The organism is Vibrio kasasachensis, assembly GCF_050337565.1.
Classification (GTDB): Bacteria; Pseudomonadota; Gammaproteobacteria; order Enterobacterales; family Vibrionaceae; genus Vibrio; species Vibrio kasasachensis.
In genome coordinates this window covers 108,123-132,310 of sequence record NZ_JAKJTB010000016.1, presented here as the reverse complement: position 1 = coordinate 132,310, position 24,188 = coordinate 108,123, and the positions used below count along the sequence as shown (strand labels likewise).

The 24,188-nt window shown below is 43.7% G+C and carries 17 protein-coding genes; 11 read left to right on the top strand and 6 right to left on the bottom strand.

The annotated features are described in order from the left end of the window. Window positions 1-186: 186 nt before the first annotated feature. From rlmD to eno, 5 genes are all read left to right on the top strand, one after another. The gene (gene rlmD, locus L4C38_RS14075; protein WP_428798192.1) at window positions 187-1,506 is read left to right on the top strand and encodes a 23S rRNA (uracil(1939)-C(5))-methyltransferase RlmD; all 1,320 of its coding nucleotides are present in this window, start codon (window positions 187-189) and stop codon (window positions 1,504-1,506) included. An 86-nt stretch (window positions 1,507-1,592) separates the two neighbouring features. Further along, window positions 1,593-3,812: a GTP diphosphokinase gene (gene relA, locus L4C38_RS14070; RefSeq protein ID WP_428798191.1), complete on the top strand. Its 2,220-nt coding sequence runs from the start codon at window positions 1,593-1,595 to the stop codon at window positions 3,810-3,812. 313 nt (window positions 3,813-4,125) lie between these two features. Next, window positions 4,126-4,923, top strand: a complete 798-nt coding sequence (gene mazG, locus L4C38_RS14065) for a nucleoside triphosphate pyrophosphohydrolase (RefSeq protein ID WP_428798190.1) — start codon at window positions 4,126-4,128, stop codon at window positions 4,921-4,923. A gap of 205 nt (window positions 4,924-5,128) precedes the next feature. Then, the gene (gene pyrG / locus L4C38_RS14060) at window positions 5,129-6,766 is read left to right on the top strand and encodes a CTP synthase (protein ID WP_428798189.1); all 1,638 of its coding nucleotides are present in this window, start codon (window positions 5,129-5,131) and stop codon (window positions 6,764-6,766) included. Window positions 6,767-6,850: 84 nt separating this feature from the next. Then, a complete protein-coding gene (gene eno / locus L4C38_RS14055; RefSeq protein WP_428798188.1) occupies window positions 6,851-8,149 on the top strand; it encodes a phosphopyruvate hydratase in 1,299 nt (432 codons plus the stop codon). A 127-nt stretch (window positions 8,150-8,276) separates the two neighbouring features. Here eno and L4C38_RS14050 read toward each other — a convergent pair whose 3' ends face one another. Then, complete coding sequence (locus L4C38_RS14050) at window positions 8,277-9,491, bottom strand: multifunctional CCA addition/repair protein (RefSeq protein WP_428798187.1); 1,215 nt, start codon at window positions 9,489-9,491, stop codon at window positions 8,277-8,279. An 83-nt stretch (window positions 9,492-9,574) separates the two neighbouring features. Here L4C38_RS14050 and L4C38_RS14045 point away from each other — a divergent pair, with 83 nt between their 5' ends. Together L4C38_RS14045 and L4C38_RS14040 are read left to right on the top strand one after the other, a co-directional pair. Next, entirely contained in the window at window positions 9,575-11,182 is a 1,608-nt protein-coding gene (locus tag L4C38_RS14045) for an ExeA family protein (RefSeq protein WP_428798186.1), read from the top strand. Beyond that, window positions 11,182-11,958 (top strand): general secretion pathway protein GspB, encoded by a 777-nt coding sequence (locus L4C38_RS14040; RefSeq protein ID WP_428798185.1) that lies wholly within the window; start codon window positions 11,182-11,184, stop codon window positions 11,956-11,958. The genes L4C38_RS14045 and L4C38_RS14040 overlap by 1 nt, the downstream gene beginning before the upstream one ends. Window positions 11,959-12,022: 64 nt before the next feature. Here the strand turns inward: L4C38_RS14040 and L4C38_RS14035 are convergent, their stop codons facing one another. The 3 genes from L4C38_RS14035 to L4C38_RS14025 form a co-directional block, all read right to left on the bottom strand. After that, window positions 12,023-12,634, bottom strand: coding sequence for a TIGR04211 family SH3 domain-containing protein (locus L4C38_RS14035; RefSeq protein WP_428798184.1), 612 nt, complete (start codon window positions 12,632-12,634; stop codon window positions 12,023-12,025). Window positions 12,635-12,802: 168 nt separating this feature from the next. Then, window positions 12,803-14,062: an inorganic phosphate transporter gene (locus L4C38_RS14030; protein WP_428798183.1), complete on the bottom strand. Its 1,260-nt coding sequence runs from the start codon at window positions 14,060-14,062 to the stop codon at window positions 12,803-12,805. 129 nt (window positions 14,063-14,191) lie between these two features. Further along, a complete protein-coding gene (locus tag L4C38_RS14025) occupies window positions 14,192-14,872 on the bottom strand; it encodes a TIGR00153 family protein (RefSeq protein WP_428798182.1) in 681 nt (226 codons plus the stop codon). Between the two features lie 206 nt (window positions 14,873-15,078). Here L4C38_RS14025 and L4C38_RS14020 point away from each other — a divergent pair, with 206 nt between their 5' ends. Next, window positions 15,079-16,596: a CYTH and CHAD domain-containing protein gene (locus L4C38_RS14020; RefSeq protein WP_428798181.1), complete on the top strand. Its 1,518-nt coding sequence runs from the start codon at window positions 15,079-15,081 to the stop codon at window positions 16,594-16,596. Between the two features lie 33 nt (window positions 16,597-16,629). Here the strand turns inward: L4C38_RS14020 and L4C38_RS14015 are convergent, their stop codons facing one another. Further along, window positions 16,630-17,436 (bottom strand): potassium channel family protein, encoded by an 807-nt coding sequence (locus L4C38_RS14015; RefSeq protein ID WP_428798180.1) that lies wholly within the window; start codon window positions 17,434-17,436, stop codon window positions 16,630-16,632. 103 nt (window positions 17,437-17,539) lie between these two features. Here L4C38_RS14015 and L4C38_RS14010 point away from each other — a divergent pair, with 103 nt between their 5' ends. The 3 genes from L4C38_RS14010 to hldE all read left to right on the top strand — a co-directional run bounded on the left by L4C38_RS14010 (window position 17,540) and on the right by hldE (window position 23,278). After that, window positions 17,540-18,796, top strand: a complete 1,257-nt coding sequence (locus tag L4C38_RS14010) for a methyl-accepting chemotaxis protein (protein ID WP_428798179.1) — start codon at window positions 17,540-17,542, stop codon at window positions 18,794-18,796. A 123-nt stretch (window positions 18,797-18,919) separates the two neighbouring features. Beyond that, window positions 18,920-21,760, top strand: a complete 2,841-nt coding sequence (glnE, locus tag L4C38_RS14005) for a bifunctional [glutamate--ammonia ligase]-adenylyl-L-tyrosine phosphorylase/[glutamate--ammonia-ligase] adenylyltransferase (protein ID WP_428798178.1) — start codon at window positions 18,920-18,922, stop codon at window positions 21,758-21,760. An 87-nt stretch (window positions 21,761-21,847) separates the two neighbouring features. Continuing rightward, complete coding sequence (gene hldE, locus L4C38_RS14000; protein ID WP_428798177.1) at window positions 21,848-23,278, top strand: bifunctional D-glycero-beta-D-manno-heptose-7-phosphate kinase/D-glycero-beta-D-manno-heptose 1-phosphate adenylyltransferase HldE; 1,431 nt, start codon at window positions 21,848-21,850, stop codon at window positions 23,276-23,278. A gap of 133 nt (window positions 23,279-23,411) precedes the next feature. On the opposite strand, the gene arcA is transcribed toward hldE, so the two are convergent. After that, window positions 23,412-24,128, bottom strand: coding sequence for a two-component system response regulator ArcA (arcA, locus tag L4C38_RS13995; RefSeq protein ID WP_428798176.1), 717 nt, complete (start codon window positions 24,126-24,128; stop codon window positions 23,412-23,414). Window positions 24,129-24,188: the final 60 nt, after the last annotated feature.

The window sequence follows — 24,188 nt, the reverse complement described above, 5'->3', positions numbered from 1 at the left end:
AACATCGTGGTGTGGATATGGGAAAATAGGCACAGCGTATTCAATTCTGTAGAGTTACAGTCAATGAAGTACAGCTAGCCGTCGAAACGATAATCATAATCAACCCAAGCGGCACAAACAATGACTCAGAGGTGAAAAGGTGACGTCTGAGTAGCAAATCAAAGTAATAGATTACAGGCACAGAGCATGGCGCGTTTTTTCCAACCGAAGAAGAATACTCAATTTGATACCAAGCACCAATCAGTGGCGGTAGAAAAACTGGACCACCAAGGTGTGGGCATTGCCTACCAAGGTGGTAAGCCGATGTTTATCGAAGGCGCTTTGCCTAGTGAGCAAGTGCTGGTACAACTCATAGAATCTAAGAGTAAGTATTCACGAGCTAAATTGATTAAAGTGCAGAAAGCAAGCTCACAGCGAGCTGAGCCGTTTTGCCCTCATTACCATGAGTGTGGCGGCTGCAACTTGCAACACTTAGAGTCATCATCGCAGCTAGACTATAAGCAGCAAGCGCTATCCGGGCTGATGAAAAAATTATCAGGTCAAACTCTAGAATTGAGTGAACCTATTATCGGGCAAAGCCTTAGTTACCGACGTCGTGCTCGTATCAGCGTGATGTTGGATAAAAAAACACGTCAACTACAGTTTGGATTTAGACGCAAACAAAGCAAGCAGATTGTCAACGTGACTAACTGTTCAGTGCTTGATAGTGAGCTCAATGACATGCTGCCTGACTTGTATAAATTGTTGCAAGGTTTTACACGCCAAGAGTCGATAGGGCACATTGAGTTAGTTAAAGGTGATAACACTAAAGTAATGGTTTTACGCCATCTTAAACCTCTCACAGCGAAAGAAAATCAGCAGCTAGAGCACTTTGCTGTATCACATCAAGCGACGCTGTATCTGATGCCTGAAAGCGATCAGTTGAATTTAGTTGTGGGTGAAGAGGCGCACTGTCTTGAAGCTGGAGTCACCATTCCCTTCTCGCCAAATAACTTTATTCAAGTTAACCAAACTGTTAACCAGAAAATGGTCAGCCAGGCATTGTCTTGGCTAGCGCTAGAAAAAACCGATCATGTATTGGACTTGTTCTGTGGTTTAGGCAATTTCAGTCTACCAATAGCGAAACAAGTTAAATCAGTGATTGGTGTTGAAGGCGTCGATGCCATGGTTGAAAAGGCGACTCAAAACGCTGAGCTGAACCAAATTGATAACGTGTCGTTTTATCAAGCAAATTTGGAAGAAGACATGTCATCTCAGCCATGGGCAAGTAAAAAATTTGATAAGATACTGCTCGATCCAGCTAGAGCCGGTGCAAGTGGTATAGTTGACCAACTTTCTAATTTGGGCGCTCGTCGAGTGGTTTATGTTTCTTGTAATCCAGCGACCTTGGCTAGAGACAGCCAAAGCTTGCTAGAGCAAGGATACCAGTTAGAAAAATTGGGCATGCTGGATATGTTCCCCCATACGGGACATCTTGAGTCAATGGCATTATTTGTTATGCGTTAGGTAAATAAAGTGAACTAACACCGGGCAGCACAGCCTATAAGACATGGTTAGTCGGTCAATGAAAATAACAACTAGGACGAAGAAAGATGGTTGCGGTAAGAAGCGCGCATTTAAATCAGGATGAGCAGTTTGAATTAGATAAATGGATTGCGAGTTTAGGGCAAGACCAGAAAACTGCTCAGCGCTTAACACAAGTGTATCATCAGTGTGAGAATTACCTTCAAGGTAACGAAAACGCGCAATTATTGCTATGGCGTGGTCGAGAGATGATCGAAATCCTCATTACGCTATCGATGGATAAGCCGACGTTACTTGCTGCGCAACTATTCCCATTGGTATCCAGTGGTGCCTTGCAGCGGGAAAAGTTGGAAGAAGATTTTGATAATGAGATCATCAAGCTGATTGATGGTGTCGAAGAAATGGCAGCGTTGGGTCAGTTAAACGTGACACTAGAAGGCGGCGCAGCCTCCGCACAAGTGGATAATGTTCGTCGCATGTTACTTGCGATGGTGGATGATTTCCGTTGCGTAGTAATTAAACTTGCAGAGCGTATCTGCAATTTGATTGAAGTTAAAAAAGCACCGGATGAGGTTCGCCGCGCGGTAGCAAAAGAGTGTGCCAATATTTACGCACCGCTCGCTAACCGTTTAGGTATTGGTCAGCTTAAGTGGGAAATTGAAGATTACACCTTCCGTTACCAACAGCCGGATACATATAAGCTCATAGCCAAGCAACTTTCTGAACGTCGTCTTGTTCGTGAAGAATACATAAAAGATTTTGTTGATGACCTACTCGAAGAGATGAAAGCCTCGAGTATCAGTGCTGAAGTTAGTGGTCGTCCAAAGCATATCTACAGCATTTGGCGCAAAATGCAGAAGAAAGGCTTGGAGTTTGATGAGCTATTTGATGTTCGCGCCGTTCGTATTATTGCTGAAAAACTGCAAGATTGTTACGCCGCGTTAGGTATTGTCCACACCAAACACAAACACCTGCCCAATGAATTTGACGACTACGTTGCTAACCCAAAACCGAATGGTTACCAGTCGATTCATACTGTCATCTTGGGACCCGAAGGCAAAACCATAGAGATTCAGATCCGCACCAAGCAGATGCATGAAGATTCTGAACTAGGTGTAGCAGCTCACTGGAAATACAAAGAAGGTGGCAGCAGCCGCAGTGGTTACGATGAGAAAATCACTTGGCTACGTAAGCTGCTTGATTGGCAAGAAGAGATGTCAGATTCGGGCGAAATGCTTGATGAAGTGCGTAGCCAAGTTTTTGATGATCGCGTTTATGCCTTTACCCCGCGAGGTGATGTCGTTGACTTACCAACGGGGGCGACACCGCTTGATTTTGCCTACCATATTCACTCAATGGTAGGGCATCGATGTATTGGTGCCAAAGTTGCGGGGCGTATTGTACCGTTTACCCATAAACTGCATATGGGTGACCAGGTAGAAATCATCACACAGAAAGAGCCTAATCCCTCTCGTGACTGGTTAAATCCAACTACCGGTTTCGTTACCTCAAGTCGCGCCCGAGCAAAAATTAATGCTTGGTTCCGTAAACAAAGCCGCGAAAAAAATCTCGAAGCTGGTCGTGAAATGCTAGAGCACGAGTTAGCTAAAATAGGCGCCACGCTGAAAGATGCTGAGCTATATGGATTGAAGCGTTTCAACATGAACACTTCAGATGAACTGTATGTTGGTCTTGGCAGTGGGGATTTGCGTATTAACCAAATCGTTAATCACATTAATGCCTTGGTTAACAAACCAACCGCGGAAGAGGAAGATAAGCAGGCACTTGAGAAACTGCAAGAAGCTGAGCATAAAGCGCCAACCCAAAGCCGCCCAAATAAAGATGCGGTGGTTGTCGAAGGTGTCGATAACCTTATGACTCACCTAGCGCGTTGTTGCCAGCCTATCCCAGGTGACGAAATTTGTGGTTACATAACCCAAGGTCGCGGTATTTCTGTACACCGAGCAGATTGCGAGCAGTTAGATGAACTGCGCCACCACGCTTCAGAACGCATTATAGATACGGTTTGGGGGAGCGGCTTTGTCGGCTCTTATATACTCACAGTGCGTGTCGAAGCAATGGAAAGAGGCGGTTTGCTGAAAGACATTACTACACTATTCACGAGTGAAAAAGTGAAGGTCACGAGCATGAAGAGTCGTATTGATTACCGTAAACAGCTTTCAATCATGGATTTTGATTTGGAAGTGAGCAATGTTGAGGTGGTCAACCGACTGATTAGCCGTTTAGAGCAGATCAAAGATGTGATGCTGGTGAAGCGCCTCGGCTGATTCTCTCGTCATACTTACGGCTGTAGCGTTGTTAACTGCACGCGCTCGCACCATCACATGGTATTCCATGCTCAGGTGTCTTGCTTGCTTGTTGCCTAGCTACAGACGTAATTATCTAGAGAGTGGTTTCGCGTTATCTTTGGTGTTTTAACAGCGTTAACTACACTTACTCGTTCCATCACACTGATGGCTATGCTCAGGTGTCGAAATCAAGTTGCCGCTGGAATAGAGTCATAGTAGAGATTAAATAGAAAATATAATTCAAGGTGAGTGGTTTTGACTGCTCACCTTTTTGTTTAAAGGACATAGAGAAATGAGCCACCCGATTGAACAGTTAGAACAGATTATGGAGACGCTACGCGACCCACAAAAGGGCTGCCCTTGGGATCGTAAACAAAGCTTTGAAACGATTGTTCCGCATACCATTGAAGAAACATATGAAGTAGTGGATGCAATTCATAATAAAGACTGGCCAAATTTAAAAGAAGAATTGGGTGATTTGTTATTCCAAGTAATTTTTTATAGTCAGTTGGCAAAAGAGCAGGGTTTGTTTGATTTTTCGCAAGTGGTTGAAACGGTGAATGAAAAACTGACTCGTCGTCATCCTCATGTTTTTTCGGAAGTTGAGTTTGAGTCGGATGAAGAGATTAATGCTAACTGGGAAGTAGAAAAAGCAAAAGAAAAAGCACAGGCAGGTAAATCCGAACAAAGTATCTTAGACTCAATACCAAATTCGTTACCGTCGCTGTCACGTGCTACAAAGATCCAAAAAAAATGTGCTCAGTACGGATTTGATTGGCATTCAATTGGTCCAGTTGTAGACAAAGTCCGTGAAGAGCTAGATGAAGTAATGGAAGAGACATTGCTGGTGGATAGAAATCAAGAAAATATTGAGTTGGAACTCGGTGATCTCCTCTTTGCCACCGTGAATTTAGCTCGTCACTTAGATGTGAATTCGGAAGTGGCATTGGCGAAAGCCAATCTAAAATTTATGCGTCGTTTTTCTGCGGTCGAAGAAAAAGTTCGAATAAACGGAAAAAAACTTGAGCAATGCGACTTAGATGAGCTTGAAGGTTTTTGGCAACAAGTTAAGCAAGATGAGCGAAGTTGAAAGCCGAATCACGCTAAATTGAGATGAATTAGATTTATTCTATTAACAAGCTTTAACAACTTCGTTCATTCACTTTGATTTGAAGCAAAAAATAAATAATAGTGCTGTGATAGATTTCACGTTGTGGCGGTAAGGAGCTTCTGGTATATTTACGTCCCGTCCAGAAGCACTCCATTTCCCTCATTCAACCAATTTCAGGTTAAACATGACGACAAATTACATTTTTGTTACTGGCGGGGTTGTATCCTCTCTAGGTAAAGGTATTGCAGCAGCATCTCTTGCGGCTATTCTTGAAGCTCGTGGTCTAAAAGTGACTATGATGAAGCTTGACCCTTACATCAACGTTGACCCAGGCACAATGAGCCCAACTCAACATGGTGAAGTGTTTGTTACAGAAGATGGTGCAGAAACTGATCTAGATCTTGGTCACTATGAGCGTTTTATTCGTACCAAGATGACTAAGCGTAATAACTTTACTGCTGGTCGTGTTTACTCAGACGTACTTGCTAAAGAGCGTCGCGGTGATTACCTAGGTGCAACTATCCAAGTTATCCCACACATCACTAACGCAATCAAAGACCGCGTAATCACAGGCTCTCAAGGCCATGACGTGGCTATCGTTGAAGTTGGTGGTACAGTCGGTGATATTGAATCTCTACCATTTATGGAAGCGATTCGCCAGCTAGCAGTTGAAATCGGTCGTGAACGCGCAATGTTCATGCACCTAACTCTAGTTCCTTACCTAGCCGCAGCTGGCGAAGTAAAAACTAAACCGACCCAGCACTCTGTAAAAGAGCTGCTTTCAATCGGTATCCAACCAGATATTCTAGTTTGCCGTAGTGATCGCATAATTCCAGCGAATGAGCGTAAGAAAATTGCTTTGTTCTGTAACGTACAAGAGAAAGCCGTTATTTCAATGAAGGATGTAGATTCTATCTACAAGATCCCTCAATTGATTCGTGCACAAGGTCTTGATGATATTGTGTGTGCTCGCTTTGGTATTGATGCGCCAGAAGCCGATCTTTCTGAGTGGGAACAAGTAATCTACGAAGAAGCGAACCCAACAGGTGAAGTAACCATCGGTATGGTCGGTAAATACATCGAACTACCAGATGCATACAAATCAGTTAACGAAGCACTTAAACATGCAGGCTTGAAAAACCGTTTAAGCGTCACTATTAAGTATATAGATTCTCAAGACGTCGAAACTAAAGGTGTTGAACTTCTTGAAGGTCTAGACGCAATTCTAGTCCCTGGTGGTTTCGGTGATCGTGGTATTGAAGGTAAGATTCTTGCTGCACAATTTGCACGTGAACACAAAGTTCCTTACCTAGGTATCTGTCTTGGTATGCAAGTCGCACTGATTGAATACGCGCGTAATGTAGCGGATATGGAAGGTGCGCACTCAACAGAATTTAATAAAGACACTAAGTATCCTGTGGTTGGTTTGATCACAGAATGGGTTGATGCAGAAGGTAAAGTGGAAGCACGTACTGAGACATCAGACCTAGGCGGTACCATGCGTCTTGGTTCACAGCTATGTCACCTAGAGAAAGGGACTAAAGCTCGTGCACTTTACGGTAGCGATACAGTTCATGAACGTCATCGTCACCGTTACGAAGTGAACAATGTACTTCGTCCGAAACTTGAGAAAGCAGGTTTGAAGGTTTCAGGTCTATCAGCGGACAAGAAGTTAGTGGAAATGATTGAGAATCCAGCTCACCCATGGTTTGTAGCGGCTCAGTTCCACCCAGAGTTCACCTCGACTCCTCGCGATGGTCATCCGCTATTCGCAGGTTTTGTTAAAGCTGCGGGTGAATTTTCACGCGGCGAATTGAAGTAAGATGTTAAAGGGATACGGGCAGTGGCGTAAGTTAGCGACTGCTCTTTAATTTCGATATTTATATTTGAACGAGAGGAAACATCAATGTCTAAGATCGTTAAAGTACTAGGTCGTGAAATCATCGACTCACGTGGTAACCCAACAGTAGAAGCTGAAGTTCACCTTGAAGGTGGTTTCGTAGGCATGGCTGCTGCGCCATCTGGTGCATCTACTGGTTCTCGCGAAGCTCTTGAGCTACGTGACGGTGACAAATCACGTTTTCTAGGTAAAGGTGTTCTTAAGGCTATTGACGCTGTAAATGGTCCAATCGCTGACGCTCTAGTAGGCAAAGATGCTAAAAATCAAGCTGCAATCGATGCAGTAATGATCGACCTAGACGGTACTGAAAATAAGTCACAATTCGGCGCAAACGCAATCCTAGCTGTTTCTCTAGCAAACGCTAAAGCAGCAGCAGCTGCTAAAGGTATGCCTCTATACGAGCACATCGCTGAGCTAAATGGCACTGCTGGTCAATTCTCTATGCCTCTACCAATGATGAACATCATTAACGGTGGTGAGCACGCAGATAACAACGTTGACATCCAAGAGTTCATGATCCAACCAGTTGGCGCTAAAACTCTTAAAGAAGCAGTTCGCATGGGTGCTGAAGTATTCCACAACCTAGCTAAAGTATTGAAGTCTAAAGGCTACAACACTGCAGTTGGCGACGAAGGTGGTTTCGCTCCTAACCTAAAATCTAACGCTGAAGCGCTAGAAGTTATCGCAGAAGCAGTTGCAGCTGCTGGCTACGATCTTGGCAAAGACATCACTCTTGCTATGGACTGTGCAGCATCAGAGTTCTTCGACAAAGAAGCTGGCATCTACAACATGAAAGGTGAAGGCAAAACTTTCACTGCTGAAGAGTTCAACCACTACCTAGCTGGTCTAGTTGAGCAATTCCCAATCGTTTCTATCGAAGATGGTCTTGACGAGTCAGATTGGACTGGTTTCAAACACCAAACTGAACTTCTAGGCGACAAAATCCAACTAGTTGGTGATGATCTATTCGTTACAAACACTAAGATTCTTGCTCGTGGTATCGAAGAAGGCATCACTAACTCGATTCTTATCAAGTTCAACCAAATTGGTTCACTTACAGAGACTCTAGCTGCAATCAAGATGGCTAAAGATGCTGGTTTCACAGCAGTTATCTCTCACCGTTCTGGCGAAACTGAAGATGCAACTATTGCTGATCTAGCAGTAGGTACAGCAGCTGGTCAAATCAAAACTGGTTCTATGAGCCGTTCTGACCGTGTTGCTAAGTACAACCAACTTATCCGTATCGAGGAAGCTCTAGGTGAGCGCGCTCCTTTCAACGGTCTTAAAGAAGTTAAAGGTCAATAATTCCGCTAGGTTTTAAACTTAGTGAATTATTAGCTTAATGCTTTTGATAAACGCCTCGCTTATGCGGGGCGTTTTTGTATTTGAATTAGCTCGGAAGAGTGTTCTACATGTGTAAAATTAGGGATAACTAAGATCGTTCTTTTATTGCTTCAACTCGACGCTTATCCATCTCTTTTCGAATCTCAGCACCTTTGAAGCCATCAGCAATAATCGTTTGTGCCTGCACACTTAATGCGGCGTGATAAGCTTGCTCGAAAATCACTCTTTGTGGGTATTCAATGCTCTCATGCCCAGTTCGACCTCGACTATCAGCCATGCAACAAATGAGAATATCTTCGAGGCGTTCTGGTTTACGCCAAACATCAAATTGGTTGAGAATTTTTAGCTTAGTCGCAGGTTTAAGTTCTGCCGCTCGGTGAATATTGGAGTGTTGCTCGCACACTATAAGAGCAAGATCGCGATACTCATTGGGTATACGTACCCTCTCGCAAAGGGTTTTAATGATTTTCACACCGGTATGGCAATGCATTTTATGGCTAGGCCATTCACTCTTTGGTGTAACCCCTTTACCTAAATCATGAACTTGAGCGGCAAAGCGTACGTTTGGTGAGAGAGAAAGTAGCGCAGCTTGTTTGGCTACCATCAAGGTATGAATACCCGTATCTATCTCTGGGTGCCATGCCTCCGGTTGGGGAACGCCAAATAAACCATCGATTTCGGGTAATACCACAGCCAGAGCCCCGCATTCACGCAGGATGGAAAGAAAGATCTGTGGATCTTTCGTTGTGAGGGATTTTTGCCATTCTTGCCAAACGCGTTCGGCGGTTAAATGTTCTAGCTCACCGCCTCTTACGATTTTCGTCATTAACGTCATGGTCTCAGGCGCAATCGTAAAACCGAGATGGGCAAGTTTTGCTGCGAATCGCGCTACGCGCAGAACTCTGAGTGGATCTTCTGTAAAAGCATCTGAAACATGCCTCAATACACGATTTTGTATATCTTGTTGCCCATTGTATGGGTCAATAAGATGCCCCTGGTCATCTTGAGCGATGGCATTGATGGTTAAATCTCGGCGTAGCAAGTCTTCTTCTAATGTGACATCTGGGGCAAAGTGGCATTGAAAACCGGTGTAACCTGCGCCAGTTTTTCTCTCTGTGCGGGCGAGAGCGTGTTCCTCTTTACTTCTAGGGTGAAGAAATACCGGAAAGTCTTTGCCTACGGCAGTATAGCCTTGAGACAGCATTTGTTCAGGTGTGGCACCGACCACCACCCAATCTCGGTCAAATACTGCAAGGTTAAGCAGTTGGTCGCGAACGGCACCGCCAACAAGGTATTTTTGCACTATGCTCTCACTATTCATCATTATTGCCTATTGTAGTCGGCAATGTTACTTTCGTTGACAATAAATTCCCAGCGACCAATGACATGTATAACAATCATTTTGGATTTGTTGAGTTACCGTTTTCTATCGTACCTAACTCGAGATTTCTTTACTTAAGTTTGCGCCACAAAGAAGCAATTAACCACCTGCAAGCTGGGTTAGGCGATGGTGGTGGCTTTGCTATGCTAACCGGTGAGGTTGGCACAGGGAAAACGACGGTCTCGAAGGCTATGATTAAGGCTTTGGATTCGTCAACCCAGATTGGTTATATCCTTAACCCAACTTTCTCAAACCTAGAATTATTACAAGCCATTTGTGATGAATTTTCGCTTGTTTATTCAGAACAAGCATCAGTGAAACAACTGACGGATACGATTAAAAATTTTCTTTTAGGTAGTTATCGAGTTGGTAAGCAGACACTGGTCATCATAGATGAAGCGCAGCATTTGTCTGCTGAGGTTCTTGAACAACTTAGATTACTGACCAATCTAGAAACTGAGCAAAGAAAGTTACTCAAAGTTTTGTTAATTGGTCAGCCTGAGTTGCAACTAAAATTACAGATGCCGCAATTGAGGCAGCTCGCTCAACGTATTACTGGTCGTTATCATCTATTACCGTTAGACAGCAACGAAGCCGAAAAATATATTCAATTTCGTCTGCAACTTGCTGGTGGTAACAGTGAATTGTTTTCGTCTAAGTCATTAAAAAACATAGCTCAAGCGACACAAGGTATTCCTCGTTTGGTTAATCTGGTCTGTGATGCGGCACTTAAGCGAGCTTATCAATTGGGTGAAAAGGAACCTAGTACGCAAACAGTGCTCGCCGCTTGTGAAGAGGTGATGAGTTTTCAGCCTTCATTTTATCAGCCACGTAAGCAAGTGAGAGGCAAAAGCAACAAACTCGCCTATGCGTTGGCAATCATTATTGCCGCTTCTTTGTCATGGGCGACTTGGTATTATTTACCGAGAGCGATCACTGCTCAACTTCAAAATCAGGTTGAATTACATTATCCCGCAAAACCAAACCGAATAGAGCAACGAGAAATTTTCCCCAATCAATTGGCGGATTTGTTAAAAAACACCGCTAGTTTATCGAAAGGGTTAGCTTCGCTTTATCAAACATGGGGTTATCGTGCATCCGTGATTGACCAAATGTGCCTTGAGAATACGCGCTCTCAAGTTAATTGTGTTGTGCTTGAAGGGAATATTGAGCAGGTATTGGAACAGAATCTACCAGTACTACTGACACTAGAGTACGAAGGAAAAAACCGTTACGCAGTACTATATCGAGCGAATCGAGAACAGGTGCAGCTTTTAATTGATGGAGAGCGAGTTGAGTTTTCGACACATTGGCTAAAAGAGGTTTGGACAGGTGAGTACCATTTGATTTGGCAACGATTATGGCATCAAACTTTGAAACCGGGAATGAATGGTCATCAGATCGCAAGCTTGGATTATCAATTATCGCAGTTATTGCAAATGCCATTGGCGAGTGAGCAGAACTATGGTGAAGATCTAAAACAGAAAGTGAAGCTATTCCAACGTTGGCAAGGCTTAACCGCGGATGGTATTGCAGGCGAAAGAACGCTACGAAGGTTGGAGTTGTTATCACAAGAGCAAGCCCCCCATCTCAATGTAATGGAGGGAATCTAGTGGCTAACTTAATTCAGGCGTTAGAAGAGTCTCAACAAGGTTATCAGCACCACAATCCAAACATGGCAGTAATGGGGCACCACTACGCGTCTAAGCCTACACGTGTGTGGTCAATGGCTCTCATTACTATACTGTTGCCTGCTGCTGTGGCTATCGGAGTGGTAGGTTCTACTTATATTGAATTGCGCGATGCTTGGGTAGCGAAAAATCAAGGTCTTGTCGAAGTTGTGGAAATATCATCACCGTTGATTAAGTTAAGCTATCCAGGTTTTGATGATCTACGAGATACGCAAGTGGAAGAGCAGTATGCTTGGGAAGAACAAGCATCGGAACCGTCAATAGATTCTCCGCGTGAGCCTTTATCAAAAACCACAGGGGGTATCATCGATTCATCAAACGAAGATGACCTACTTGATGGGATCGATTTATCAGGATTGTCACCAGAGATTGCTCAGCGTTTGCAAGCGGCTATGCAATCTGAAGATAGTCAGCCAAGTTTGGTGCGAAGTAACAATCAAGCTACGCAAGATCAAGCGATAGAGCTAACTTCGACCGCATCACAATGGATTGGCACGCTACCGGCATTAAATTTTCAGACTCACGTATATTCGTCTAACCTCGCTAAGCGCTGGGTTAAGGTAAACAATATTGAACATCAACAAGGTGACTGGTTAGCGGAAGGGGTGAAGTTATTGATGATAGAACCTCAATCTTGTCTGATTGAATTTGCCAATGATCGGATTCGAATACCTGCACTTTATGATTGGAAAGGCTAGTCGCCTTTGATGGAGAACAAATAAAAAGGTCACTAAATAGTGACCTTTTTATTTATAATTTGGATTAAGACCAGCCCGCAGGAGAACGTTTTCTACGTGGAACAATGTGAGGTAAAATGAGACCAAGTAATAGACCAATCCCCGCAACGCCGCCACCGTAGGTAAAATACTTTAGCAGTAAATCATCTTTTTGCGTATCGAGCTTCGCACGTAGATTGCGCACTTCAGTTTGAGACGCCGTAAGCTGTTGACTCATGTCACTGTAGCTTTTTTCCATTTCAGCAATTTGGCTGTTACGGTTTTTTAGCGAATCAGCTAAGCCAGCTTTCTCTTTGTTGGCGTTCTCACTTGCATTAGCAAGCCTCGAACGTACTTCTGCCAATTCTTTTTCTAGGCGAGGTAAGCGAGTTGTCATACTTTCTTGAGTTGTCACGAAGTTCGTGGCAACCCAGCCTTTGCGCCCGCGAGTATCAACTACCTGGCTGTAGCCAGTTTTTTTGTCATGGGAGACAAGTGATATCTTTTCGCCAGCATTGACGCTACCAATAATACGGAATTGATTGCTAGGTCCAGAGTGCATGTAGGTAAATAGGTTGTCAGATATATAGCGATCTTTTGCCATTGCAGAAGGTGCTGCAATGAGACAAGCAAAGATCATAAAAACTATTTTTTTCACGGTAAATCCTTTAACAGTCATCAAGCCTTCAGGGAAGGGGAACCCCGAGGAAGTAAATAGTAAGAACTTTCTTTTTAGGGTGCAACAAAGAAGGGAGGCTAAGCCTCCCTTTCTGCGTGTTTGAGTCAATAATTACAGTCAGTTTACATTAATCTGACTTATTATTGATTAACTAAACGCGGCTTGAATTGCATAGAAGAACACAACAGCCAGTAGAGCACCTGCTGGTAGAGTCACAATCCATGAAGCAACGATGTTACGGATCACACCAAGATTTAGTGCGGCAATACCACGAGCAAAACCAACACCTAAAATCGCACCGACTAGAGTTTGTGTGGTTGAAATTGGTAGACCAGTACCCGATGCTAATACAACAGTACAAGCGGTGGCTAACTGAGCTGCGAAGCCACGGCTTGGCGTCAATTCGGTAATACCAGTACCAACGGTTGCCATTACTTTATGACCCATTGTAGCAAGACCAACAACGATACCTATGCCGCCTAGTGGAAGAATCCACCATACGATTTCGCTCTTGCCTGTGATTTCACCCATGTGTTGCACGGTAGAAACAACCGCAGCTAGTGGACCAATGGCGTTTGCTACGTCATTCGAACCGTGAGCAAATGCCATTGCACACGCTGTGATAACCATTAGTACGCTGAAAATGCCTTCTACGCCCGAGAAACCGTGGTCGTCTTCGCGATTAGCAAATTTCTTCTGAATGTAGACATAACCGCCGACCATAACCATTGCAGAAACAATTGCAGCCCACATCCAAGCTTCAGTATTGGTTAGATGCAAACCAACGTGCTTGAGACCTTTCTTAATTGTGACCAGTGCGATAACCATAGTGGTGATGAACATGTACACTGGAACAAAGCGCTTCGCATTGAACAGAGGTTTCTCTGTATCGAAAATCAGTCGCTGAGCGCTGACGAATATGACGTACGCGAAGAAGCCAGAGATAATTGGAGTAATAATCCAGCTACCCACGATACCCTGAACGCTAGTCCAGTCTACTGCTTCTGTACCCACAGATACGCAGGCAAAACCGATGATTGCGCCGATGATTGAGTGAGTGGTTGATACCGGCCAGCCCATGTATGAAGCGAGAAGTAGCCACGTACCAGCAGCAAGTAATGCTGACATCATACCGTAAACAAGAACGTCTGGTTGAGAAGCAAATAGTGAAGTTTCAATCACACCTTTACGGATAGTATCAGTTACTTCACCACCTGCTAGGTAAGCACCAGCAAATTCGAAGATCATCGCAATGATGATCGCTTGTTTTACTGTTAGTGCTTTTGAACCTACTGATGTGCCCATCGCATTGGCAACATCATTTGCACCAATACCAATTGCCATCATAAAACCAAAAGCGGCTGCAACAATAATCAGGACAGTGCCGTAGTTCGCAAGGATATCCATCGTAATACCTAGTTATTTGATATAAGCGAAGGCAAATTTTGAACACAACAAAACCCCTTAAGCGTCGAAATACTCATTGCTTAAATGGGGTGTGTTTAAAGATGCACTCGTTATAGAGTTAATTTACATTTATGAGCGAGATAGCATTACTTCTAATCGAGCACCAACACGCTGTGCTTGATCGGCAATACCGCCTACCCATTCTAAAATTTTATACAAGAACATCGCATCGATAGGATTAAGATCTTGCTCAATCACCATCAATTGTTGACGTAGTTGAATCTGCATTACATCGGTGTCATCTTCGATCTTATCTAATTGGTGAATCATCTCTGCAACCAGAGTGACTTCACGACCTTTAAAACCCGTTTCCAATAACTCATCCAATTCATTGATAACTTCCTGTGCCTGATTCGCGGCATCAAGACAACGCTTTAAATAAGCGATGAAGTTTTCTTGGAGAGGTGCAGGGATAGCGAGTTGGCGACCATAGACGCGACCTGCAATGTCTTTTGCAAGGTTTGCGAGTTTGTCTTGTTGTGTCAGTAATTCGAGCATATCGCTACGATCCACTGGCATAAACAAACCACGAGGGAGTTTGAGACGAATTTCACGCTTGAGTACGTCGGCTTCTCTCTCAAGATGAGAGATTTGAGCACGAATTTCAGATGCCTTTTCCCAATCTCCTTGTGCAGTTACTTCAAAGAAGTTGACAAGGTGAGAGCAGCATTCGTTGACGCACACTACATGGCGTTGCAAAGGCTTAATTGGGGACTTTGCAAATAACCCCATAATTGTATTCACTGGCATGGTCATTCAACCTACTAAATATAACCCATAATTAACAATACACCGTTTGAGGGTGGAATGTTGTGTGATGGCTATAAAGGCGCGCATGTTAACGCATTAAATCCATCATTAAAACTGTTTTAGATCATCAATTGAGCGATATTTCACTCTTGCCGATCGAGAAATATAGCAATATCCTGTCTCTATCCGCTTTGAAAGGTATAACTATGGAAACCGAGATAGAACTGAAGTTTTTTGTTTCTCCCGATTTTTCAGGAACTTTACGTCAAAAAATTTCTGAAGCAAAGCTACTTCAGCATGGCTGTCGTGACCTGGGTAACACTTATTTTGATACACCAGAAAACTGGCTACGTCAGCATGACATTGGTCTGCGTATTCGTCGCTTTGATGGTGTCTATGTTCAGACTGTCAAAACAGCTGGACGCGTGGTTGCGGGTCTTCACCAGCGTCCAGAATATAATGCAGAGCACAAAAACAATGATCCAGATTTAACGCTTCATCCAGCGGATATCTGGCCATCAGGTAAAGATGCTGAAACATTGCAGGCTGAATTAGCACCACTATTTGCTACAAACTTTAAGCGTGAGCAGTGGTTAGTTGCGATGGCTGATGGTAGCCAAATTGAAGTGGCATTTGATCAAGGTGAAGTAATTTCGGATGATCTACGCGATAGCATTTGTGAGGTTGAACTGGAGTTGAAATCAGGTCAAACCGACGCATTATTTACCTTGGCGCGTACGTTAAGTGATAAGGGCGGTATGCGTTTGGGTAACCTAAGTAAGGCTGCTAGAGGTTATCGTCTTGCTCTTGGCTATGATGGTGATGAAGTTCAAGCGATGGATTTGGTGGCAACAGATAAATACGATACCGTCGAATCCTGCTTTATTGCTTCTTTAGAGCACGCGTTATCTCATTGGCATTACCATGAGCAAATTTATTCAGAGCGTGAATCGATCGATGCACTTCATGAGATTAAAAACGCCCTCAGCTTTATTCGTCAAACCTTGACCATTTATGGTGATATTGTGCCACGCAAAGCGAGTGCATTGATCCGGCAAGAGCTAAAGTGGCTTGAGCAAGATCTTGAATGGATCAAGCAATATGATTATCTCGATGATCTACTTGAAGATAAAGGTCATGCACTGCGTAAGTTAGACGCGCGTAAATTCTTGATTAAAGAACTCTCAGAACTGCAAAGTGAATTACCATCTCGAGAGGAGATGATCGCGAAATTTAATTCAGCACGTTATACCGGATTGCTTTTAGATCTAAGTCGCTGGATCTTAACTCGCGGCTGGCAACCATTTTTGGATGATAAATCACGTCAAGCAATGTCACAAAGTATCCAACCATTCTCGGTGGAGCAACTTGAACGCACTTGGCATGAGTTAATGGAAGCATTTCCCCCTGAAAAGGTGATGGAGTCTCAAGACTATATTGAACAACAATATCGTTTGATGCGTAACCTTTATACCGGTGTTGGCTTTGCGAGTTTGTATGATGACAATGAGCGCAATAGTTTTCGTTTGCCTTGGGCTGACTTATTGCAAGGTATTGATGACCTGCTGACTTTAAAGCCGCTGGAAAAAATGGTTGATAGCCTAGAAGGTGAAGAACGCGAGCAGCTTGAGCGATGGTTACATCGACAAAATATGTCGATACTTCATGCTATGGAGCAAACTCGAATTATCAGTATCGAAGCACTGCCATACTGGCAAGAATAGTTCGGCTTAATTGTCCCAACAACAAAAAGAGAGCTATGGCTCTCTTTTTTGTTGTTGATTGGGCGTGTTTTGATGAAGCTTGTCGATATCCTTGCTCATCTTTCTTTCTAACTTTTCTAAACGTTGCAGAATGGTTTGTTGTTGCTCTAATAACATCATCATCTGCTTCTCTTTCTGTTCTGCTTTTTGGGCTTGTAGTTTACTTGGTGAAGTAATAACCGACGTAATTAAACCTGAAATCATACCGAACAAACCCACACCACAGAGAATGATAGCAGAGGCGACGATTTTTCCTGCGTCAGTGACAGGAAAGTGGTCACCGTAACCAACGGTTGAAATAGTGACTAGAGCCCACCAAAGTGCATCTGCACCCGTTTGGATGTTGGCATCAGGTGAGTGTCCTTCAACAAATAACATGATGCTTGAACCAAGTGTAAGAAGTACCACCAATAACAATAGGATGGATGCGATAGTGGTCTCTTTGCGATTGCTGAGAATCTGTTTGACGATACTTCGACTTGAACGAATAACCAATATCACTCGCAAAATATGAAAAATTCTCGCAAATCGCAGGGGTTCGATCATTGGCACACTGGCGATGAAATCAATCCAGTGTTTTTTCATAAATAAGACTTTGTTTGCGGAGCGGATCAAATCAATCGATAGTTGCAGAATGAAAATACTGCAGATGACAAAATCTAAGCCGATGAGTATTTGACGAGTTTCTGCTTGTATAGGAAAAAACAACAAGGCTGAGATCACAAATAACGCCATAAATGAGAGTATTAGTGACAGCAAGCTCATCGGCTTTGTATCGTTTTTGTTATCATTTGTATTCATACGGGGCTCGAAATAAATATAAGTACTAGTACTAAAGTGCTGGATAGTGCGGAGTGATACCCGCTCACAGTTACAGAATATATGACTTAGTGGAGAACTAACAATGACGACAATGGCATTTAAGCCATGGGAACGAGTGATTACGGATATTCGACTTGTTCCTAAGATGGCGTTGCTGATGGTGTTCAGTACCTTACTGATCGTCGGAAAGCAATTATGGGACGCAGAGACGTTCTACGACTCACTCCTCGCAGTAACTGACAATACTGCTGTTGCTCGTGAACATTATGAAGCTTATCTAGTTGATGTGGTTTGGCAAACCATCAGCTTAATTGCCATTTTTATCTTTGTTCTTCTTTTTGCTGCGCGAATTATGTTGCGCCAAACCAAATACATCAATGATGCGATTCAGCTAATGGCAAGCGGTGATCTATCCACACCGATTCGTTTAGAGTGTAAAGATGAGTATGGTGATGTTGCTCGTGAGTTAGAAAAAACACGTTCTCAACTGCAAGATTTAATTCGGATGCAGGTTAGTTCTTCACAAGAGCTTTCGGAATTAACGGAAGTTATGACCTTGAGTATGTCGGAAACAAAAGAATCAGCTGTCGAAGAGTTTGAAGAAATCGATCAGCTTGCGACGGCAATGAGTGAAATGACATCCACAGTACAAACGGTTGCTGATCATGCGAAAAATGCATCGTCTCTAACGGAAAGCGCCTCAGGTCAAGCGGCGACGGGGCAGCGTTTTGTACAAGATACAGTGGGTAAAATCAGTGAATTGTCACAAGATATCGCGGCTTCTGCTCAAGCGGTTAATCAAGTTGAAGAAAGTGTTGAAGCAATTGGCAGTGTGGTTGGTACGATTCAAGGTATCTCTGAGCAAACGAACCTTTTAGCACTAAATGCAGCTATTGAAGCGGCTCGTGCTGGTGAGGCCGGTCGAGGCTTTGCCGTTGTTGCTGATGAAGTTCGTAACCTTGCAGGACGCACTCAACAAGCGACTATCGAGATTCAAGAAATGATATCGCAATTACAAAATAGCGCCAACTCAGCTGTGGACTTAATGGAAAAGAGTGTAGTTGAAGCTGCAGAAGGTGTTGATTTGGTCACCAATGCTGGTAACGAGCTGGATGGTATCGTGCTACAAGTGAACCAAATTAATGATATGAACTTCCAAATTGCAACCGCAGCAGGGCAACAAAGCAGCGTCGCAGAGGAAATGAACCAGAACCTAACTAATGTGAGGGAGTTGGTTGAAGCCTCAGTGACTGTGGTGAGTGAACTACTTGAAACCTCTGAGATAATGCAAAAAAATGCTGAAGAGTTAGATAAGAAAATTACCGCATTCAAAGTGTGATCTCACAGAGTGAATCAATAAACGCCTGCGAATTGTTAGCAGGCGTTTTTTATTGCCTAAAGTTTGTTATAACTAGCTCAACGGAACATGAGTCCATAACGCTTTTATCTACAAGGAATACCCATGCTTTTGCCTCCATCTCTTATCCCTATATCTCAATCCGCGTTGGCAAATCTGGAGCAATACCAACTAAAACAGCTTTGGCCTGAAAAAGTCCACCAACAACTAGAGTATGTCAGCGGGCTGAGTCAGTTTGTCATTGAGGTATTGGTCAAAGATGAAATTCTACGCGAGCAGTTACCTGCAATGCTGGAGCAGCAAGATCGCTATAAAGAGTATCGTGATGCGCTAGCAAGGCAATTGGACGTTTGCGCCGATGAGATGACAGGACAACGGGTACTGAGACAATTTAGAAATCGCGAAATGGCTTACATCGCTTGGCGTGATTTTTGTGGTTCTTGGTCTCTGGAGAAGAGCTTAAAGCATATTTCTCAATTAGCGGAAGCGATGATTTTCGAGACTTATCAGTGGCAATATAAAGTGTGTTGTGAGCTATGGGGGACGCCTTGCAACGATCAAGGTGAAGCGCAGCCTATGTTGATTATTGGCATGGGGAAACTGGGCGGTGGTGAGCTGAATTTCTCATCCGATATCGACCTCATCTTTACTTATCCTGAAAATGGAGAAACGCAAGGTTCTCGCCGAAGTATTGCCAATGCACAGTTTTTTACGCGTCTAGGTCAACGTATTATTAAAGCGTTAGACCAACAAACTTTAGATGGTTTCTGTTATCGAGTTGATATGCGTATTCGCCCATTCGGTGATAGCGGTCCACTGGTTATGAGTTATGCTGCGCTTGAAGATTACTATCAAGAGCAAGGGCGTGACTGGGAACGTTACGCGATGATTAAAGCACGTGTAATGGGGCGCGAAATGTACCCAGAATATCAAGAGCTTCGCCAGATGCTGCGCCCATTCGTTTTCCGTCGCTATATCGATTTTAGTGCGATTCAATCTTTGCGCCGCATGAAGTCAATGATCAGCAGTGAGGTTCGTCGTCGTGGGCTAAGCAACAATATTAAGCTTGGGGCAGGTGGTATTCGTGAAGTGGAATTTATCGCACAGGTCTTTCAGTTGATTCGAGGCGGGCGTGAGCCAAGCTTGCGACAACGAGGATTGCTGGTGACATTAGACGCGATTACCGAGCTTGAACTGTTGACCGTGAAAGAGACAGATAAGCTCCGTGAAGCATACAAACTATTGCGTAGATTAGAGAACCTACTGCAAGCCATGGCCGATAAGCAAACTCAAACTCTACCCGATGGAGAGATTGAGCAGCTTCAATTGGCGACAGCAATGGGTTTTCAATCCTGGCAAGAGCTTGTTGCTGAAGTTCAGTTAAATATGGGCAATGTACATGGTGTATTTACTTCCTTAATTGGTGATGATGACGAAGATCAGGGCGAAGTCGCGAAGCACTTTCATGAATTATGGGATATGGCGCAAAACAGTGATGTTATAAACCATGTGTTGATCCATGATTTAAATCAGGAAGATCCTGAGAAAATGGCTCAAATCATTGTTCAGTTCAAACAAGATTTAGCCAAGAAAACGTTAGGACCTCGAGGTCGAGAAGTGCTTAATCGACTTATGCCGAAAGTGTTTCAAGCTATCTTTGCTCACCCTGATGCGCAATTTGGTTTATCACGCGTGTTGCATTTGCTGCACCGCATAGTTACTCGTACCACGTACTTAGAGCTGCTGGATGAACATGGCGCCGCACTGACCCAGTTAGTTCGCCTTTGTACTGCCAGCCCGATGATATCTGAGCAATTGGGTCGCTACCCAATTCTTCTTGATGAGTTGATTGATCCACAGCAGCTCTATAATCCGATCCCGCTGGAAGCTTATCGTACCGAGCTGCGTGATTACCTAGCTCGTATTCCTGAAGATGATATGGAGCAGCAAATAGAAGCACTTCGTCAATTCAAACAGATTTGTATCTTACGTATCGCCGCCGCTGATATCGCAGGCGTGCTTCCTGTGATGAAAGTGAGTGATCACTTAACTTACTTGTCTGAGGCGATTGTTGAATGTGTGGTAAACCAAGCTTGGCTGCAAATGGCGGCAAAATATGGTCAACCAAATCATTTGATAGATCGTGAAGGAAAAGGTTTTGCGGTGGTAGGCTACGGCAAAGTGGGTGGATGGGAATTAGGTTATAACTCAGATCTTGATATTGTGTTTATGCATGATTGTCCAGTGAGCGCTTATACGGATGGTAAGAAAGAAATCGATGGGCGCCAATTTTACTTGCGTCTGGCACAACGAATTATTCATATTTTCTCGATTCGTACCGCTTCAGGTATTTTGTATGAAGTGGATACTCGCTTGCGTCCATCAGGTGCATCGGGTTTATTGGTGAGTCCTGCCGATGCATTTGAAGAGTACCAGCGCAATGATGCATGGACATGGGAGCATCAAGCTCTCGTTCGTGCGCGGATGATTTATGGTGATGAGCCTCTCCAACGTGCCTTTGCTGACATACGTCACTCTATTTTATGTTTGCCTCGCGAGAGTGCAGAGTTGAAGAAGCAGGTGACAGATATGCGTATTAAGATGCGTGACCATTTGGGTGGTAAGAAGGCTGGGCGATTTATGTTGAAGCAAGATCCTGGTGGGATCACCGACATTGAGTTTCTCGCGCAATATTTGGTGTTGAACTACAGTCACAATAAACAAAAAATGACTCGTTGGTCGGATAACGTGCGTATATTCGAGCTGTCGATTTCACAAGATATTATGGATGAAGATCAAGCGATGGCGATTACCAACGCTTATACAGCGATGCGTGATCAAATTCATCAAAGGAATTTGCTCAATTTAGATGCCGATGTTGCAGATGACAAATTCATTCATGAGCGCGAGTTAGTGATTGAAGCATGGAATCAATGGCTGAATTAAACATATACAAGCTGACCGTATGTAAAGGTTTTGACAGTCAAAGGGCTATGATAAACTTTGCCAAGAATTAAATAGTGGAGATCCCTGATGAAACCAATCCTACCTGACTACAGTCAAGCAGGTGTGCTTATTATTGGTGACGTAATGCTAGATCGCTACTGGTATGGTCCTACTGGGCGTATTTCGCCAGAAGCACCAGTACCAGTAGTGAAAGTAGAAAATAACGAAGAGCGACCAGGTGGTGCTGCTAACGTAGCAATGAACATCGCCTCTTTGGGTGGACTTGCTCATATCGTTGGTTTAACAGGGATTGATGAACCCGCTAAAGTGTTGAATGAAACCTTATCTGCACTCAGCGTTAAATGTGACTTTGTGTCATTGCCAAATTTTCCAACCATCACCAAGCTGCGTGTACTAAGCCGTGGGCAACAGCTAATTCGCCTTGATTTTGAAGAGCAATTTGAAGGGGTTGACCCTGAACTGATCTTAGATCGCATGGAGCTGGCACTACCGAAAGTAAAAGCGGTTGTGTTATCTGATTACGCGAAAGGGGCGTTGGAGCATGTGCAACTTTTCATTCAAAAAGCGCGAGCAGCTAATGTTCCAGTCTTTATTGATCCAAAAGGTGCAGACTTTGAGCGCTACCGTGGTGCTACGCTACTTACGCCAAACATGGCTGAGTTTGAGCTTGTGGCTGGCAAAGTTAAGTCAGAGCAGGAGTTGGTAGAAAAATCTCTTGAGCTGATTGAACAATATGATTTTGAAGCGTTACTCGTTACTCGTAGTGAGCATGGCATGACATTGATCCGTCGTGGTCAAGATCCTTTCCATTTACCGACTCAAGCGAAAGAAGTGTTTGATGTAACCGGCGCTGGTGATACGGTTATTTCAGTACTAGCAGCTTCAGTATCGGCAGGAAAACCATTAGACCAAGCGTGTGCATTAGCCAACGCAGCCGCTGGGGTTGTAGTCGGTAAGCTTGGTACATCAACCTTATCTACTATTGAATTAGCTGAAGCCATTCACGGCAGCCGAGATACGGATTTTGGTGTGATTTCTGAAGTGACATTGATTGAAGCGGTAAAGAAAGCACAGTCTCGTGGTGAAAAAGTTGTTATGACGAACGGTTGCTTCGACATTTTGCATGCTGGGCATGTGTCCTACCTCAACCACGCCGCTGAGCTTGGTGATCGTTTGATTGTGGCTGTGAATACTGATGAGTCGGTTAAACGCTTAAAAGGACCTGGTCGTCCAGTAAACCCAACAGATCGTCGTATGGCGGTATTAGCTGGTTTAGGCGCGGTTGATTGGGTTGTTCCATTTGGAGAGGACACACCACAGCGTATAATCTCTGAAGTGTTACCGGATCTTTTGGTCAAAGGCGGTGATTACAAGCCAGAAGACATTGCTGGTGGTAAAGAAGTGATCGCTCATGGTGGTGCTGTGAAAGTACTTAATTTCGAAGATGGTTGCTCAACGAGTGAAATCATCAACGCGATTAAAGGCGGTAAAGGCTAAGTTTTTATTTATCGACTATCTTATTATTTATAACGCTCATCAATGATGGGCGTTTTTTTTAGTAGTGCGACTATCAAGTACTTAAATACAAAAAAGGAGCCAACAGGCTCCTTACATCTAATGAGGTTGAAGATTAATCTTCTAGCTCACCACAAAAGCGGTAACCTTCACCGTGAATGGTCGCGATGATTTCAGGTGTGCCTGATACTGATTCGAAATGTTTACGAATGCGACGGATTGTAACGTCAACCGTACGATCGTGTGGTTTAAGTTCACGACCAGTCATTTTCTTCAGTAGATCTGCACGAGTTTGGATTTTACCTGGATTCTCACAGAAGTGCAGAAGTGCACGGAACTCTGAGCGAGGTAGTTTGTAGCTATCACCATCAGGGCTCACAAGTGAGCGGCTGTTGATATCTAGAATCCAACCATTGAATTGGTATTTTTCAACCGTACGCTTCTCTTCTTGAACTGAGCTAGAGTTCATTGAGCGGGTCAATAGGTTACGCGCACGGATAGTTAGTTCACGAGGGTTGAATGGCTTAGTGATGTAGTCATCAGCACCGATCTCAAGACCAAGGATTTTATCAACTTCGTTGTCGCGACCAGTTAAGAACATAAGTGCCACGTTCGCTTGCTCACGAAGTTCACGTGCTAGTAGTAGACCATTCTTACCTGGAAGATTAATATCCATGATCACCAAGTTGATTTGACTTTCAGTCAAAATCTGGTGCATCTCTTCACCGTCACTGGCTTCGAAAACAGCGTATCCCTCTGCTTCAAAAATACTCTTTAGAGTGTTACGAGTTACTTGCTCATCTTCAACGATAAGAATCTGCGGGGTTTGCATTGGCGTTACCTAAACTGGTGAAAAAAATGTGCTAATAGAATAAATTCTAGGCAAAAACAT

Bases quoted from the DNA above. Each gene is read 5' to 3' on its own strand.
- rlmD (WP_428798192.1), top strand. From the start codon at position 187: ATGGCGCGTTTTTTCCAACCGAAGAAGAATACTCAATTTGATACCAAG.
- relA (WP_428798191.1), top strand. From the start codon at position 1,593: ATGGTTGCGGTAAGAAGCGCGCATTTAAATCAGGATGAGCAGTTTGAA.
- mazG (WP_428798190.1), top strand. From the start codon at position 4,126: ATGAGCCACCCGATTGAACAGTTAGAACAGATTATGGAGACGCTACGC.
- pyrG (WP_428798189.1), top strand. From the start codon at position 5,129: ATGACGACAAATTACATTTTTGTTACTGGCGGGGTTGTATCCTCTCTA.
- eno (WP_428798188.1), top strand. From the start codon at position 6,851: ATGTCTAAGATCGTTAAAGTACTAGGTCGTGAAATCATCGACTCACGT.
- L4C38_RS14045 (WP_428798186.1), top strand. From the start codon at position 9,575: ATGTATAACAATCATTTTGGATTTGTTGAGTTACCGTTTTCTATCGTA.
- L4C38_RS14030 (WP_428798183.1), bottom strand. From the start codon at position 14,062: ATGGATATCCTTGCGAACTACGGCACTGTCCTGATTATTGTTGCAGCC.
- L4C38_RS14025 (WP_428798182.1), bottom strand. From the start codon at position 14,872: ATGCCAGTGAATACAATTATGGGGTTATTTGCAAAGTCCCCAATTAAG.
- L4C38_RS14020 (WP_428798181.1), top strand. From the start codon at position 15,079: ATGGAAACCGAGATAGAACTGAAGTTTTTTGTTTCTCCCGATTTTTCA.
- L4C38_RS14015 (WP_428798180.1), bottom strand. From the start codon at position 17,436: ATGAATACAAATGATAACAAAAACGATACAAAGCCGATGAGCTTGCTG.
- L4C38_RS14010 (WP_428798179.1), top strand. From the start codon at position 17,540: ATGACGACAATGGCATTTAAGCCATGGGAACGAGTGATTACGGATATT.
- glnE (WP_428798178.1), top strand. From the start codon at position 18,920: ATGCTTTTGCCTCCATCTCTTATCCCTATATCTCAATCCGCGTTGGCA.
- hldE (WP_428798177.1), top strand. From the start codon at position 21,848: ATGAAACCAATCCTACCTGACTACAGTCAAGCAGGTGTGCTTATTATT.
- arcA (WP_428798176.1), bottom strand. From the start codon at position 24,128: ATGCAAACCCCGCAGATTCTTATCGTTGAAGATGAGCAAGTAACTCGT.